The following is a 13680-nucleotide window of genomic DNA, read 5'->3' on the forward strand; positions in this document are numbered from 1 at the left end:
TGTAAATCACCTTATGAGGCAGCGTGATGGTTGACGTAAAAGCCCCCGGATGACTAACAGTGATTTCGCTAGTCATCCGGGGGAAGGGATAATTTAATTAGTAGTCATTATTCAGTTAATAATAGCTGGTCGGCATCGTTAATTTCGATGACCTTGCCAGGCTTTTGCGTAATTAGGCCTTGACGCTCGAATAAGGCGAGCTTACGGCTAATGCTTTCAGGGGTGGTGCCGAGGAACGTCGCCAGGTCCTTTTTCTTTAATGGTAGTTTAAACGTGTCGGTTTTGAGCGCTGCCGCTGTTTCAGTGATATAGTTCGCTAAACGGGCTTCGACGGATTCAGTGGCCGTGCTGGTTGTTTGACGCTCCAGTTGACTGAGACGTTTGCCAAAGACGTTTAAGACGTTGATGCTGATACTGGGATATTTTTGCATCAAGTCTTGAAAGTCTGAACGGCGAATACTGCAAACATCCGTCGGTACTAAGGCTTCACCGAATGAGGTTCGCCGTTGATTTTCAAATAAGGCAGCTTCGCCATCGATATCACCAGTTTGTAATAGATATAGTAACTGCTCGCGACCATTGGCAGCTAGCTGATAGACTTTAACCTGCCCATTGGCAACAATCATCAGTGAATCCAGTGGATCGTCAGCACCAAATAAAGTGCTGCCGGCTGGATAGTGGTGGTGACGAACGATCGATTCGATGGTGTCTAATTGTTCACTACCGAGTTCGCTAAAAATTGGGACTAACTGCACACATTCATGTTCTGCCATAAGGCCCACCTCCTGAATAAATTCACCCTAACTATAACAGATTTTGCTTGGTAGATAGGGTTTGACGTTTTAAATTTCCTGCTATTTTAATAACTATATTGTAGCGTAAAACTTTTTTGAATTTCTTGACGGCCGTCAAGTTCTGGTCAATCAAATCCGGTTATGATAGAACCATCAAATGAACGACACGGAGGTAATTGATTATGAAAATTATTATGCAATTAGGAACGTTGACTTGCCCATCATGCATGACCAAGATCGAAAAGGCCGTTGCTAACCATGACGGCGTTGAGAATGTTAAGGTGCTATTCAATGCCAGCAAGGTCAAGGCTAACTTTGATCCTGAAGTGACGAATGCCGATGATTTGGCACAAGTTGTTACCGGACTTGGTTACGAAGTTGAAAACGTCAAGGTTAAGTAGGAGGAATAAACGATGAGTGAACTAACGATCGACGAACAATACGCAGCGGAATTAAAACAGAGTGACATTGATCACCATGTCCCAACAGCGGGCGCAATGACGAATCACATTTTATCTAACTTAATGGTTGCTTACGTTAAGTTGACCCAAGTGAAGTGGTACGTTAAAGGACCACAATCATTGGCATTGCGGACAGCATATCAACGTTTGTTAGATCAGAATGTCCGTCAGTTTGCTGAATTAGGCGAATTACTCCTAGATGAAAACCAGAAGCCATCTTCCACAACGGCTGAATTAACCAAGTATTCCATGTTGGAAGAAAATGGGGCTTTCAAGTATCAATCTGCTGATGAACTCGTGGCCGCAACAATCAAGGATTTTGATACGGAAAACCTATTCGTTGACCGGGCTATCAAGCTTGCTGAAAAAGAAACCCGGCCGGCACTGGCAGCTTGGTTAGTTGCTTATCGTGGCAGTAACAATCGCAATATTCGGGAATTACAAGTTTATCTTGGTAACGATGCTCGAACTGGTTTGGATGAAGAAGATGAGGATGACGACGATTAGGCCGTTGTCGCAGAAGAATTAAACGCTCTGGATAGCGATTGTGTGGGCAAACTATCCAGGGCGTTTTTGCTATTACAACGGGCCTGCGCTATACTAACGACAATTAAATTATATGGGAGGACCCCGAGATGGCGATTAGTGACATTGTGATGTGGACATTTGTCTTTATTATTGCGACTGGGTTCGTAACGGTGGTTTCAACGGCGGTACTGTTGAAGCGAGCAAAACGAGCGCCCAAGGATGCCGAGCAGTCCCACAGTGATGACGACGATGACTGGAAAAAAGATGATTGGAACCATGATGACTGGAAAAAGGGCGATTGGAAAGATTGACTCGATAAGTTGCCTGACAGATACGGTGCTTAACTGAGTCAACTGGCACTAAAAAGACGGTATAACCAACTGAGATTGGCGACACCGTCTTTTTTGGCGTTATTTGGTTTTTAGCAGTAGATCCAAGGAGTGTTCAAGATTCTGAATATCAGCCGTGGTCATCGCATCTACACAATTATTAATATTACGGGCGATGACGAGTTTCATGGCCTTGTCGATACTTGATTTCACTGCTGAAAGTTGAACTAAGACATCTTCGCAAGGACGATTTTCGTCCATCATACGTAAAACGCCGTCCAGTTGACCAGCCGAGCGTTTCAGCCGGGTCTTGATCTGCTTGCTAGTGACATATTCTTCAGTAGTTGCCATGATTCATGATGCCCCCTTCGTAATTAGGCAAGTACTTTTTTGAGTTCGGTTTCAAAATCAGGCTTAGGACGTGCTCCGACCATGTGACTGACGACTTGGCCATCTTTCTTAATCAGGAAGGTTGGAATTCCTTGAACTTGGAATTGACTGGCCGTAGCTTGGTCATGGTCAATATTCAATGAAACGAAGTTGACCTGGTCCTTGTAAGCGGGGTCTTCAGAAAGGGACTTAAGAATTGGGTCCATCATGCGACATGGTGGGCACCAGTCTGCGCGAAAATCAATAACGGCGATACCAGTATCTGTTTCTTTGGCAAAATCTTGGTCATGTATTTCTTTAATCATTTTAGTTGACTCCTTTAGTAAGTATTTGTCACTAAACAATATACCCCCATAGGTATACACGAGCAAGTATTCTGCTTCTGGCCGTGGAGGGATTTAAAAAGGACTGATGTATTGGGTAATTAGATAATAACGATTTGTTGTGGAAGCTAGCGTCACCTGAGAATCTTCTAGTTGTGATCGCGAGCATTAACGTTGAAGATCTCATGTTGACGCGAGCGTGTTATACTAGCGCTTCATAATTATACAACCCAGGGTATCTGGTAGAATTATGTTGAATTATTAGAAACCGCTTATTTAAGCAAAATAAAACGTTTACATAAACAGTTTTATCTGGTATCTTCAAATTATCATAGATGCTCGGTACCTTACGAGGAGGATTTACAGATGACAGGTTCATGGGAAGCACGCTACGCCGCTGAATTTTTTGGCACGCTGATCCTAGTACTACTAGGTAATGGTGCTGTCGCTAACGCATTCCTGAAGAACACGACTGGTAACGATGATCCAGGACTCGCCAATGGAGGATGGCTCCTGGTTGCATCGGGATATGGACTGGGGGTCATGCTCCCAGCCATGATGTTTGGCTCGATTTCTGGTAACCATTTAAACCCCGCGATTACGATTGGGCAAGCCGTGATTGGAATCTTTCCCTGGGCGCACGTTGCGCCTTACTTAATCTGGCAATTTCTAGGAGCAATTGCAGGCCAATGCTTGATTTTGGCACTGTACTGGCCCCATTATCGGCAAACGACTGATAATGAGGCGGTCTTAGGGACGTTTGCAACTAGTGATCATGCGAACAGTCAGTTAAACGGTTTTGTTACGGAAATGGTAGGAACCGCAGTCCTGATTTTTGGTGCCATGGGATTATATCGCGGGATGTTTTTTCATCAAAATATCGATATCGCCAATATTGGCGTTGGACTTTTGATTGCTGCCATGGTTATTTCGTTAGGCGGTCCAACCGGTCCAGCCCTAAATCCGGCCCGTGACTTGGGACCACGGCTAGTACACGCGTTATTACCAGTACCGAACAAGGGTAGTTCTCACTGGGAATATAGTTGGGTTCCCGTGGTTGCCCCAATTGTTGGTGCCGTTATTGGAATTTGGATTTATAAGATCTTTTTTGGTTTATAATCGCAATTAATTAACCGAGCGTATTTATGAAATTATTATTGGTCTATCATTTTTGATTGCAATATGATAAAACGGTCCGCCGACTAGCTGGGGAAGACTAGTCGGCGGACCGTTATTGGTTGCTAGGCCTGTAACCAAGTTGGGGAGACTTGATTAAGCTGTGGCTGCTTGAATGGTTTTAGTTGGTTGGTGTTTGTCGAACTTGGTTTGGAAATTGATTAACCGCATAGCGTTGAAGATAACGACTAAGATACTAGCTTCATGGACAAACATCCCACTGGCCATGTAGATATAACCGAAGATTAGCCCAATCAGTAGGAAGGCCACGGTGGCAATGGCGATGAAGATGTTTTCACGAGTGTTCAAGACAGTCTTCTTGGCGAGACCGTGGGCGTGTACTAATGCGGGGAAGCTTGATTGCATCAAGACGACATCGGATGTGTCGATGGCAACGTCAGTCCCACTACCCATTGCGATTCCGATATCGGCGTTAGCGATTGAAGGACTGTCGTTGATGCCATCTCCAATAAAGGCGACCGTGTTACCGGCTGCTTTTAGTTTCTTAACGTATTCGACTTTTTCTTCTGGTAAGAGGTTGGCGTGAACTTCATCTAGGTTCAATTCGTTGGCAACGGCTTGAGCGGTGAGTTCATTGTCCCCAGTTAACATAACGAGTTTCTTGATTCCTTGGGCTTTTAATGCGGCGAGGGAATCCTTCACGCCTGGACGAATCGTATCGGCAATCCCGAAGATGAGTTGAACTTGTCCGTCGACTGCCATGATAACGGTTGATTGACCACCAGCTTGTAAACCATTGAGATCTTTGAGTTGGGTAGGATTTAGTTTGATATTATGAGCCGTCAACATTTTTTGATTACCAATGACAACTTCTTGTTGACCGACTTGTGCACAAATCCCTTGACCCTTAACGGTTTCAGTGTCATCTAGGACGGGAGAGACCCCCGCTGACTGCTGGTCGGCATAACTGACGATTGCTTGGCCTAACGGATGGTCGGAAACGCCCTCAATAGCGGCAGCGAGAGCTAGTTGATTATCCGCGTTGTTTGTGTAAGTGTGCATGGTTGTAACGGCAGTGTTACCTTCCGTTAAAGTACCGGTCTTATCGAAGACCAGGGTATCGACTTTGGCAAAAGTATCGACGACTTCACCACCCTTGATCAGGATACCACGCTTGGCACCATTCCCGATTCCGGCAACGTTTGACACTGGGGCGCCGATAACTAAGGCACCTGGGCAACCGAGAACCAGTACCGTGATTGCTAAGCGGAAGTCACGGGAGAAGGCGAAGACTAAGACTGCTAAAACGAGGACGGCAGGCGTATAATATTGAGCAAAGCGGTCGATGAACTTTTCAGCTTTGGACTTGGTATCTTGAGCTTCTTCAACCAATTCAATAATTTTGGCAAAAGTCGTGTCGTCGCCAACCTGAGTCGCTTTGATCTTCAGATAGCCATTTTCAACCATTGTTCCGGAGTAAACCGAGTCCTTGAGTTGCTTGTTGATTTGGCGTGCTTCACCCGTAATTGAGGCTTCGTTAAGGTAGCCGTTACCTTCAACAACAATCCCGTCAACGGGAACCTGACTCCCAGTTTTAACTAGGACAACGTCACCTTCGTCCACATCATCAACGTCGACTTCTTCGGTGCCATCATCAGTAACTAAAGTTGCGGTAGTTGGTGACATGTCAGTCAAGCCTTTGATTGCGGTCCGCGTCTTCTGCAAGGTCTTGCTTTCGAGATAGGAGCCAAACAAGAAGAGGAAAGTAACGATTGCGGATTCGTTGAATTCACCAATAATGAATGCCCCAATCACTGCGATACTAACTAACAGTTCAATACTGAAAACTTTGTTCCGAAGTGCGCTCCAAGCACGAACCGCAATCGGAATGACGGCAATAATTGAAGCAACTGCTAAAATGACTTGGTAACCGAGCGTAAATTGTAAGAGATATTTACTGAGCATCCCAAGGACAATCAGAATCCCCGTAACTAATGTAATTTGATTCGTATGTTTAGTGAGAAATAATTGGAATTTCATAATTTGCAACTCCTTATTTGATTTGATGACCCTAGTATAGTGAGTTCAGTTTGATGGCAACTTGATAGGCGTCAAGTTTTGCAAAATAACAGTATTAATTCTGGATTGCTGGCAGTGATTATGATTAAAACATGCCATTTAGTTGGCTTACTGTTCGTCAGCCGGTGAGCGTTCTATTCCGACCTCCGGGGCTGGATGACAATTGCTGGAACGCAGCCGACGTCGATTTGAGCTAACGCACAAACCGCGTCATCTCAAATACGAGTCTTATTCTAAGCCGGAAGAAAGGCACTTCCGACTAAGAATAATTTGGCTACTGAGCATTGTCATCCAGCCCCTCCAGTCGGGAAGCCGCTCGAATGGCAGATGAACGGCCACTTAACTTGGTACAATTGGTCGTTGACTATTTTGATAATGGAATTTTAAACGAGACTTTAAGGTTACATTAACCACTTTGTCGAGACGTTCGATTATTACTATAGTGATTTCGAAATAGTGAGCTATCAAAATGTTACCTTCTACCTGACAGTTGCTCGACAAAATTACTGTTTATAAAGAAAAATGATGAGTCCAATAAAAGTTGGGTGCATCTCCGTCTGCCATTCGAATACTGTCCCGACTGGAAGGCGTTTCTGACAATGCCCAGTGGTGAAATTTCACTTAGCAAGCGTCCTTTGCTTGGTTAGTGAAAGGCCAGTATTTGAGACGTGTTTTTTCGGCTCAAATCTGTGCCCACCACGTTCCGGCAATTGGCAGAAATGCCTGGAGGTCGGCGTAGGACGAACGAACTAAGCAGGTTTACGCTAACCCGAACTGTTTCCAGTGGGTCTAAGCTGGCTGCTTTTGAATTTAAAAAATGGCATGTTTTAATCATGTTTCATGACAAGTTAACGGAAGAATAGGTAGGATGATCAAGTTTGAGTAAACAAGAGGTATAGGAGGGAAAAACGTGGATTATCAAATAACGCAGGCCAATCAGCCCTTGATGCCGGCATACTTTCAGGGGCGTTGGGCGGTCAAGCAAATTGCGGATCGAGACGTGATGTATAGCACTAATTTGGGTGCTGAAATCGATTTTCAAGTCACTGATGCTAGTTTTGTGCGGTTGACATTCTTGCCGTTGGCGTATGAGCTACCGAGTTGGGTGGCGATCCAGATTGATGGCTTGCCTTTTCAACGGCAGGCGGTGACGAATGACCCCCTATGGTTGACACTGGATGGTCGGCCTCACGTGGTACGGGTAGTTTTGAGTGGTAATACTGATGAGGACCGTGTGTGGGATGGCAATCAAGGTTTTACAGTGAAAGACCTGACGACAGATGGTGAGTTACAGCCAGTTCGGTTAGGCCGACACAGTGTGACGTGGATTGGGGATTCACTGACGGCCGGCTGCTGGGTCATGGGTAAGAACCCTGCCGAAGATTATCGCGCGGAAGCCAACTATGCGGCGGTTGCGAGTGACTTGTTGAATGCACGGAATGTCCGCATTGCTTATAGTGCCGTTGGTCTCAGTAAACCAGGAACTGGTGGCGTACCGGTACTGCCGGAGGTTTTAACAGCCGTGGATAGTAAAACGACGTGGCAACCAGTACCCACGGATTTAGTTGTGATTAATGTTGGTACTAATGATCGGCATACGGATGATACGACGTTCACGGTAGTTTTGCGCCGCTTTCTTAATCAGGTGCAGACGCTTTACCCGAATAGCCGGCTTGCTGTAATGATCCCGTTTAATCAGAATTTTGCGGCGATTATTCGCGCGGTCGTGGCCGAATTTATGCAATTGCAACTCATTGAAACGGCTACTTGGCAACTCAGTACCACGGACGGGGTGCATTTAGATTTAGCTGGCTCCCGGATGGCGGGCGAATTAACAGCACAAGCGTTGCGGACACAGTATCCAGATGTTTTTAAATCGTGATCAACCCATCTTATAAAAATCCCGTTTTACTGTAGCGATGTTCTGCTGCAGTGAAACGGGATTTTTTGGTGGCACTACTAGATTTTAAAAATAAACGTTAACGCTGGCGGTGTAGTGATTGCGACTGTAAATACCGGGCCGCAGCGAGCACCTTTTCGGGAATATCCACATGGGCGATGAAGCCCTGACCACGGGGACCATAACCGTTGGGGGTATCCACTAGGCGTTGAAATTCACCGAGTAAGAGTTCAGTAAAGTAAGCGGGTTGCCAGCCAGCTAATATTGTGTTTGGCGTAAATTGCATTGGTTGTAGCCGGTTTAATTGCAAGGTCGCCGGCGCATAGCGAATAAAGTTGGCATTGGGCCAATTGGCTGAGAACGTTAGGGTAGTCCGCCGCGCGAGTAACGGGTCTTGTACGAGTAGGACGTGGCGCCAATCGGTGGGGGCTAACGCGCGGGCATGCGTGGCATTGCTACCAGTATTGGTAGAAGTCTTGTCGAGGCGGATACTACCTTGATAGCCAGTCTTTCGAACAAGCGTCGCCATCAACTCAGCCTCACTAGCTTGAGATTTTGGCAGGTTTAAGTTTTGCCGCAAATACTTAGTGGCGTGGCCGATGCCGCCCGCAATAATGAGTAGTGGTAATTGATAGTCTTGGGCTAACTGGCCCGCTGCAGTGGCTGTTGCTGGGAGGCTGTTGCCACAAAGGACCAGGCCATCGAGGTGCTCAGGCAAGGCGGTGGTGTGTGTCAACCAAGCCAGACATTGATTGAAAGCGGTCAGTTCGTCCAATTACTTGGCCTCCTTAGTCCCAAAGTGAGCCGCTGCGGCTCCAAAGTTGAACCGTTGGAAGTGAACATTTTGAAAGCCTGCTTGCTGAAACATCGTTGCTAACTGTTGGTAGCTTGCAAAGTGACGAGTGGTTTCCTGTAAATAGGAATATTCCTGATATTGATGGGCGAATAAGCGCCCGAATAGTGGGACTACTTTTGTGAAATACCACTGCCAGACTGGTTTAATCAATGGCTGATCGGGTTGAGACGTCTCTAAGCAGACCAAGCGAGCCCCCGGTTTTAGTACGCGATAAATTTCAGTTAAAGCTTGGGCTTTATCAGGCAAGTTGCGGAGTCCGAAGCCAATCGTGACGAGGTCAAAGGTGTTGTCCTTAAACGGAAGATGCATCGCATTGCCGCGGCGCAACCAGACCCGATCGGCAACCTGTTGCTGGGTCACTTTTTGTTGTGCCAGTTTTAACATTGGGGCTGAAAAGTCTAATCCGATGACTTCACCGGGTGCCTGTAATTCTTTAGCCAGCGCGATCGTCCAATCACCCGTACCACAACAGAGGTCGAGAACATGGGCGTTAGGCGCTAAATGGATTTGTGCCATCGTTTGCTTGCGCCAATGACGATGCGTTCCGAGACTGATGATGTTATTCATCCGATCATAGTTCGGCGCGATGGTGTCGAACAAACCTTGGACATTATGTAAATAGCGATTTGCCATAAATGATACCTCCTGATAGTTGCTTTACCTACTACTATAGCAGATGTTGGTTGCCAGTTACCGTGAAAAGGAATGATAATCAATATTGTTCGTGAATAAACCGTTAAACTAAAGTTAAAACAACATAAAGGCAGTCTCGATCGGTATGTATTAAGTACCAATCGAGACTGCCTTTTTTGACAGCGTGTTCCTAATCGAAGCCCTTAACGTCAAAACGAGTACGCTAGTAATAGCTTAAAAATCATCATCTGCAATTTGAGCGAACAGGTCACGTGATGGGATGAAGAACGCTTGTCCGGATAGTAAAGTTGAGAAAGTTAGTAAAAAGTCACTTTGGTCGACCATGTTTTGCAGCATGCCTTTGGTAACAGTCCAGTGACGGGCATAACCAATGAAGTACGTCCCTGTGTTACCAGCTGCTGGATTGGAGTACGGGACATTCATCCGAACGATTTTTTGTTCGACACCATCAATTTCCAATTTTGAAGCAACGTTGTGAGCATTCTTAAACTTGTCTTCGTCTTCTAACTCGAAGTCGCTGAATTTTTCGCGGCCCACGGCTTTTTCCTGATCCTCGGTGTGCATATGTTCCCACACGGGCATATCATGTTGCCATTTCTGTGCAAAGGCGTAAGAACCGTTGATGAACTGGGGATCTTCGTCACCAACTAAGGCATAATCAGCGGCATCTTCTACGGCCGGCGCTTCCGTACCGTCGATAAAGCCAATGATGGCCCGGCCCTCGAAGTAACGAAAGCCTTTCGTCTCATCGAGGACGGTCGTAATTGGCGCTAAGACCCGCTGGAACTGCGTTTGGCATTCGTAGACGACCGCTTCGTTGCTTGCGCGAATGTGGAAGAAGAGGTCGCCGGGTGTTGCTGGCATGGTGTATTTGGGTCCACTTAAGGTGGTGTAGGTTTCTAATTCTTTAGGTTTGGGTGCGCCAGGAAACAGGTAATCCCAAGCGGCACTACTGATGCCGATGCTAACTTTTAATTGGGTGCCAGTTTCAGGTTTGGCGTCCCGGATGCGTAATGAGCGAATGATGGCTTGTGACCGATCTGCAAATTCTTGAAAGACTTCACGGTCGTGTTGCTGATCCTGCCGATTTAATTGAAGAACGGTAAATTGAACGTGTTCACCGACATCCTTCCAGACATCTTGGGCGCGATTTGGATTGATTGGCATGACATATTTCCTCCATAAATTGTTTGATATTGTTAGCGTACATGGTGGTAAGGGTAGCGTCAAATAAAGGCAAACGGCGGGTGTGAATAATGACGACATTCGCCAGCATCAGGGGTAGGCGGCCAAACTAACGTGGTGTGTATCCTAATCACTAAACGGACTAGTCGGTTGGAATCGTTGGTGCTTGTAAGACATTAGGAATTAATTGAATAAATAGCCGGTAAGTCTCAATTTTGCTGAGTGTTGTCTGTGTGTTTGCAAGTTGCCAAGCTAACTGGTGAAGACAGTTGCCGAGATAGGTTGCCATAAAATGCCGTTGCTTAGGATGGATGGCTAAGCTAGTTAGTAGCTGTTGGGCAAAGCCAACCTCTAATGGGATGACCCGCTCGCGACACTGGGCCCATGACACGAGTAAGGGGAGGCCCAGATGTGCACGAATCGTCGTGACGATCGCACCAGCAATGGTCGCGTAAGATGTGGTCGTTAAGTCATTCAACGCGTGTCCTAACTGTTGTAAGGCAATTAAGTATTCAATCACAATGATATCTTCAATATCCTGGTGATGACGATAAAAGGTGGCACGTCCAACGTGGGCATCCAGACAAAGTTGTTTGACAGTCAACTCGTTGAAGGACTTTTGAGCCTTAAAATTCGCTTGCAGGGCAGTAATCAATTTACGATGAGTTTGATGAGTTCGCTGATCAATATGCAATTGATTGTTCATAATTAATTTTGTCATATGTTAATGATACACCAGATTACGATATGTCTCAAAACGTCCCTTTTTTAGCATATGAAAGCGTCTATAATAGCTGTCACAGTTAGATATAACTGACCAATTAAGGAGATTGTGGACTAATGAAATTAATTACCGTTGAAGAGCATTTTGAATCGGCAGCTGTGACTGCCGCAATGCGTCAAGCTGTTGGTAACGCTGTGTTACCAGCAGTTAGTCCAGCGCTACGCCAGTACATGCGGGACAATTTACCGAGTCCTGCAATTATGCAAGACACCCAGCATGAACGTCTGGCATTTATGGCTCAATATGGCATTGATATGCAGGTGTTATCTTATGGTAATTCATCACCACAGAACTTATCGCCGGAACAAGCAGTTCCACTCTCACAATTAGCTAATGATGAATTAGCGAAAGCAGTGGTAGCTCATCCTGATCGTTATGCTGGGTTAGCCGTTCTACCAGTTGGTGATCCGCAAGCTGCGGTCGCTGAATTAAACCGAGCGGTGACGACGCTGGGATTACGGGGTGTGTTGCTGAAGGGAAATTATCAGAATAAATTTTTTGATGAGCCATTCTTCTTACCAATCTTTGAAGCAGCTGCGACGCTTGATGTCCCCGTGTATTTTCACCCCTCATTTATTCCGCAAGCAGTAACGAGTCATTATTTTGAAAGTAACCAATGGTCTGACGTTGTCACGGGGATCTTATCATCTGCCGGTTATGGTTGGCATATGGATGTTGGGATTCAAGTGATACGGATGATTGCTAGTGGTATTTTTGATAAGTTGCCTGGTTTGAAGCTCATTTCAGGACACTGGGGCGAACTAGTCCCACTATTTTTGGAACGTTTGGATGATGAGTTAACAACATATACAGACTTGCAATATCCGTTTAGTACTTATTATCGGCATAATGTGTACGTGACGCCAAGTGGTATTTTGAGTGCGCCTCAGTTGCAATTTATGTTAGCGGAGATGGGGGCGGATCACCTGATGTATTCGATCGATTACCCGTATAAACAGCCGGAGACGAGTGGAAGTTTCCTGGATATCGCCGACTTGACCGATGAACAACGGGCTCAAATCGCGTTTGGCACGGCAACCACGTTATTTAAATTATAGGAGGAACGAAATAATGTCATTAAACGCACAACAAATGCAGGCAACCCGGGATGAATTACAAGCTAACTTTGCGTTGACTGGTCTTACGAAAGCCCAGGTAGCTGATGATTTAGGGATTAGTTCAACTAAGCTCGATCACTTATTTGACTTAACACAACAATCTTTGAACGATCCGTGGATCTTACGTAATTATTTGATTGAAAAGGTGGAAGCAGGCGGGAAGACGCCGGTGCCATTTACGGCATTAAGTGGCGACTGGCATCGTCATTGGTTTTTGAATAGCGCTGTCATTGATCGTCGCGAAATGTCGGCCGGTGATTGCTAAAATGATTGGAGGAAATCGTCAATGAGTAACGGAACTGATATGGCACTAATTAGTGAACTAGTGGCCCGTGAGCGCTTATTTCGTGCCCGGCATAACCCTGAAATCCGAGATTGCTATTACGCCGACGCGACTGTGGCAACTAGTTGGCAACAAGGACCACTAAGTACATTTATTGGCGCAGAATCGAAGGAAGTTGATCCGCGCTTTGTTATTGTGGGGAGCGTCAGTACGCCTGTCGTTCATCTGAATGGCGATAAGGCATACGTGTAACTACCAACCACGACGCATATGCGCATGATGGTCAATGGTACTTTAGCGGAATTAGAATCATATCGGCGACTGATTTACCGCGTCGAACGCCGTGATACTAAGTGGAAGATTAGTCGATTGACCTCAATTAACGAAAGTGATAATTTACGACCAGTCATTGTGGGACAGGATTTACACGTGATACCTCAAGATTTTAACGGTTTACGGTCCTCGTATCAATTCCTAGCCTATGTCCGACAAGCTGCCGGTGGTCAAATTAGTCAGGATTTATTAGGGACGGATCGACCAGAAGAAGTTGAGCGATTGTACAAGGAAACGAATGCGTGGTTGCGAGCTGGAGCATAGTTGAAGGTAAAATAAAAAAAGCGATATCATGTAAAATCAAATACTTTTAGCGTCTTGTAACCAGAAACGAAAATAATTTAGTACATTCGTTAAAATAACAGACCGTTACTTTGATAAATATAAATAAATGATGATCCAAAAAATAAGAGGCTGTGACATAACTAGCCTCTGTATAAGCAAATGGGACGAGAAACCGAATTTTGGTTTCTCGTCCCATTTGCTTACGCCTTTGATTTTTAAAGTTGGTCCCTACCGTGACCAA

17 protein-coding genes and 1 pseudogene are annotated in these 13680 nt (G+C 45.6%); 9 read left to right on the plus strand and 9 right to left on the minus strand.

Features of this window, described 5'->3' with window-relative positions; translation table 11 throughout:
- Positions 1-107: 107 nt before the first annotated feature.
- Entirely contained in the window at positions 108-773 is a 666-nt protein-coding gene (locus ACWQAU_RS02895; RefSeq protein WP_003643545.1) for a Crp/Fnr family transcriptional regulator, read from the minus strand.
- 200 nt (positions 774-973) lie between these two features.
- On the opposite strand from ACWQAU_RS02895, the gene ACWQAU_RS02900 reads away from it, so the two are divergent.
- The 3 genes from ACWQAU_RS02900 to ACWQAU_RS02910 all read left to right on the plus strand — a co-directional run bounded on the left by ACWQAU_RS02900 (position 974) and on the right by ACWQAU_RS02910 (position 2094).
- Positions 974-1195 (plus strand): heavy-metal-associated domain-containing protein, encoded by a 222-nt coding sequence (locus ACWQAU_RS02900; RefSeq protein ID WP_024272221.1) that lies wholly within the window; start codon positions 974-976, stop codon positions 1193-1195.
- Between the two features lie 12 nt (positions 1196-1207).
- Entirely contained in the window at positions 1208-1762 is a 555-nt protein-coding gene (locus tag ACWQAU_RS02905) for a Dps family protein (RefSeq protein WP_013356023.1), read from the plus strand.
- Positions 1763-1890: 128 nt separating this feature from the next.
- Positions 1891-2094, plus strand: a complete 204-nt coding sequence (locus ACWQAU_RS02910) for a hypothetical protein (protein ID WP_003643025.1) — start codon at positions 1891-1893, stop codon at positions 2092-2094.
- 99 nt (positions 2095-2193) lie between these two features.
- Here ACWQAU_RS02910 and ACWQAU_RS02915 read toward each other — a convergent pair whose 3' ends face one another.
- Together ACWQAU_RS02915 and ACWQAU_RS02920 are read right to left on the minus strand one after the other, a co-directional pair.
- Positions 2194-2463: a metal-sensitive transcriptional regulator gene (locus ACWQAU_RS02915; protein WP_013356022.1), complete on the minus strand. Its 270-nt coding sequence runs from the start codon at positions 2461-2463 to the stop codon at positions 2194-2196.
- 23 nt (positions 2464-2486) lie between these two features.
- Complete coding sequence (locus tag ACWQAU_RS02920) at positions 2487-2807, minus strand: thioredoxin family protein (RefSeq protein WP_013356021.1); 321 nt, start codon at positions 2805-2807, stop codon at positions 2487-2489.
- Between the two features lie 384 nt (positions 2808-3191).
- Between ACWQAU_RS02920 and ACWQAU_RS02925 the strand changes: the two genes are divergently transcribed.
- A complete protein-coding gene (locus ACWQAU_RS02925; protein ID WP_003645580.1) occupies positions 3192-3944 on the plus strand; it encodes an MIP/aquaporin family protein in 753 nt (250 codons plus the stop codon).
- 153 nt (positions 3945-4097) lie between these two features.
- On the opposite strand, the gene ACWQAU_RS02930 is transcribed toward ACWQAU_RS02925, so the two are convergent.
- The gene (locus ACWQAU_RS02930) at positions 4098-6002 is read right to left on the minus strand and encodes a heavy metal translocating P-type ATPase (protein ID WP_022638760.1); all 1905 of its coding nucleotides are present in this window, start codon (positions 6000-6002) and stop codon (positions 4098-4100) included.
- Positions 6003-6951: 949 nt separating this feature from the next.
- On the opposite strand from ACWQAU_RS02930, the gene ACWQAU_RS02935 reads away from it, so the two are divergent.
- Positions 6952-7923 (plus strand): SGNH/GDSL hydrolase family protein, encoded by a 972-nt coding sequence (locus ACWQAU_RS02935; RefSeq protein WP_003643540.1) that lies wholly within the window; start codon positions 6952-6954, stop codon positions 7921-7923.
- Between the two features lie 97 nt (positions 7924-8020).
- Here ACWQAU_RS02935 and ACWQAU_RS02940 read toward each other — a convergent pair whose 3' ends face one another.
- The 4 genes from ACWQAU_RS02940 to ACWQAU_RS02955 all read right to left on the minus strand — a co-directional run bounded on the left by ACWQAU_RS02940 (position 8021) and on the right by ACWQAU_RS02955 (position 11357).
- Positions 8021-8716, minus strand: a complete 696-nt coding sequence (locus ACWQAU_RS02940; protein WP_003643017.1) for a YdcF family protein — start codon at positions 8714-8716, stop codon at positions 8021-8023.
- Complete coding sequence (locus ACWQAU_RS02945) at positions 8717-9430, minus strand: demethylmenaquinone methyltransferase (RefSeq protein ID WP_003645523.1); 714 nt, start codon at positions 9428-9430, stop codon at positions 8717-8719. It abuts the gene before it with no gap.
- Between the two features lie 234 nt (positions 9431-9664).
- Positions 9665-10618: a Dyp-type peroxidase gene (locus ACWQAU_RS02950; protein ID WP_021356134.1), complete on the minus strand. Its 954-nt coding sequence runs from the start codon at positions 10616-10618 to the stop codon at positions 9665-9667.
- A 160-nt stretch (positions 10619-10778) separates the two neighbouring features.
- The gene (locus tag ACWQAU_RS02955; RefSeq protein WP_003643537.1) at positions 10779-11357 is read right to left on the minus strand and encodes a TetR/AcrR family transcriptional regulator; all 579 of its coding nucleotides are present in this window, start codon (positions 11355-11357) and stop codon (positions 10779-10781) included.
- 119 nt (positions 11358-11476) lie between these two features.
- Between ACWQAU_RS02955 and ACWQAU_RS02960 the strand changes: the two genes are divergently transcribed.
- The 4 genes from ACWQAU_RS02960 to ACWQAU_RS02975 are packed head-to-tail and all read left to right on the plus strand — an operon-like array spanning position 11477 to position 13418.
- Complete coding sequence (locus ACWQAU_RS02960; RefSeq protein ID WP_003643536.1) at positions 11477-12478, plus strand: amidohydrolase family protein; 1002 nt, start codon at positions 11477-11479, stop codon at positions 12476-12478.
- Positions 12479-12491: 13 nt separating this feature from the next.
- Positions 12492-12803: a DUF2316 family protein gene (locus tag ACWQAU_RS02965; RefSeq protein WP_003643012.1), complete on the plus strand. Its 312-nt coding sequence runs from the start codon at positions 12492-12494 to the stop codon at positions 12801-12803.
- Between the two features lie 21 nt (positions 12804-12824).
- Positions 12825-13073 carry a hypothetical protein gene (locus ACWQAU_RS02970; RefSeq protein WP_027821647.1) on the plus strand — a complete coding sequence of 83 codons (249 nt, stop codon included), beginning with the start codon at positions 12825-12827 and terminating at the stop codon, positions 13071-13073.
- 24 nt (positions 13074-13097) lie between these two features.
- Positions 13098-13418: a hypothetical protein gene (locus ACWQAU_RS02975; RefSeq protein WP_027821648.1), complete on the plus strand. Its 321-nt coding sequence runs from the start codon at positions 13098-13100 to the stop codon at positions 13416-13418.
- Positions 13419-13464: 46 nt separating this feature from the next.
- On the opposite strand, the pseudogene ACWQAU_RS02980 reads toward ACWQAU_RS02975, so the two are convergent.
- A pseudogene (locus ACWQAU_RS02980) lies at positions 13465-13680 on the minus strand (hypothetical protein); the annotation flags it as partial.

This window comes from Lactiplantibacillus sp. 3062 (assembly GCF_055413545.1).

Coding starts and splice junctions, on each gene's coding strand:
- ACWQAU_RS02895 (WP_003643545.1), bottom strand. CDS start 773: ATGGCAGAACATGAATGTGTGCAGTTAGTCCCAATTTTTAGCGAACTC.
- ACWQAU_RS02905 (WP_013356023.1), top strand. CDS start 1,208: ATGAGTGAACTAACGATCGACGAACAATACGCAGCGGAATTAAAACAG.
- ACWQAU_RS02910 (WP_003643025.1), top strand. CDS start 1,891: ATGGCGATTAGTGACATTGTGATGTGGACATTTGTCTTTATTATTGCG.
- ACWQAU_RS02915 (WP_013356022.1), bottom strand. CDS start 2,463: ATGGCAACTACTGAAGAATATGTCACTAGCAAGCAGATCAAGACCCGG.
- ACWQAU_RS02920 (WP_013356021.1), bottom strand. CDS start 2,807: ATGATTAAAGAAATACATGACCAAGATTTTGCCAAAGAAACAGATACT.
- ACWQAU_RS02925 (WP_003645580.1), top strand. CDS start 3,192: ATGACAGGTTCATGGGAAGCACGCTACGCCGCTGAATTTTTTGGCACG.
- ACWQAU_RS02930 (WP_022638760.1), bottom strand. CDS start 6,002: ATGAAATTCCAATTATTTCTCACTAAACATACGAATCAAATTACATTA.
- ACWQAU_RS02945 (WP_003645523.1), bottom strand. CDS start 9,430: ATGGCAAATCGCTATTTACATAATGTCCAAGGTTTGTTCGACACCATC.
- ACWQAU_RS02950 (WP_021356134.1), bottom strand. CDS start 10,618: ATGCCAATCAATCCAAATCGCGCCCAAGATGTCTGGAAGGATGTCGGT.
- ACWQAU_RS02955 (WP_003643537.1), bottom strand. CDS start 11,357: ATGACAAAATTAATTATGAACAATCAATTGCATATTGATCAGCGAACT.
- ACWQAU_RS02960 (WP_003643536.1), top strand. CDS start 11,477: ATGAAATTAATTACCGTTGAAGAGCATTTTGAATCGGCAGCTGTGACT.
- ACWQAU_RS02965 (WP_003643012.1), top strand. CDS start 12,492: ATGTCATTAAACGCACAACAAATGCAGGCAACCCGGGATGAATTACAA.
- ACWQAU_RS02970 (WP_027821647.1), top strand. CDS start 12,825: ATGAGTAACGGAACTGATATGGCACTAATTAGTGAACTAGTGGCCCGT.
- ACWQAU_RS02975 (WP_027821648.1), top strand. CDS start 13,098: ATGATGGTCAATGGTACTTTAGCGGAATTAGAATCATATCGGCGACTG.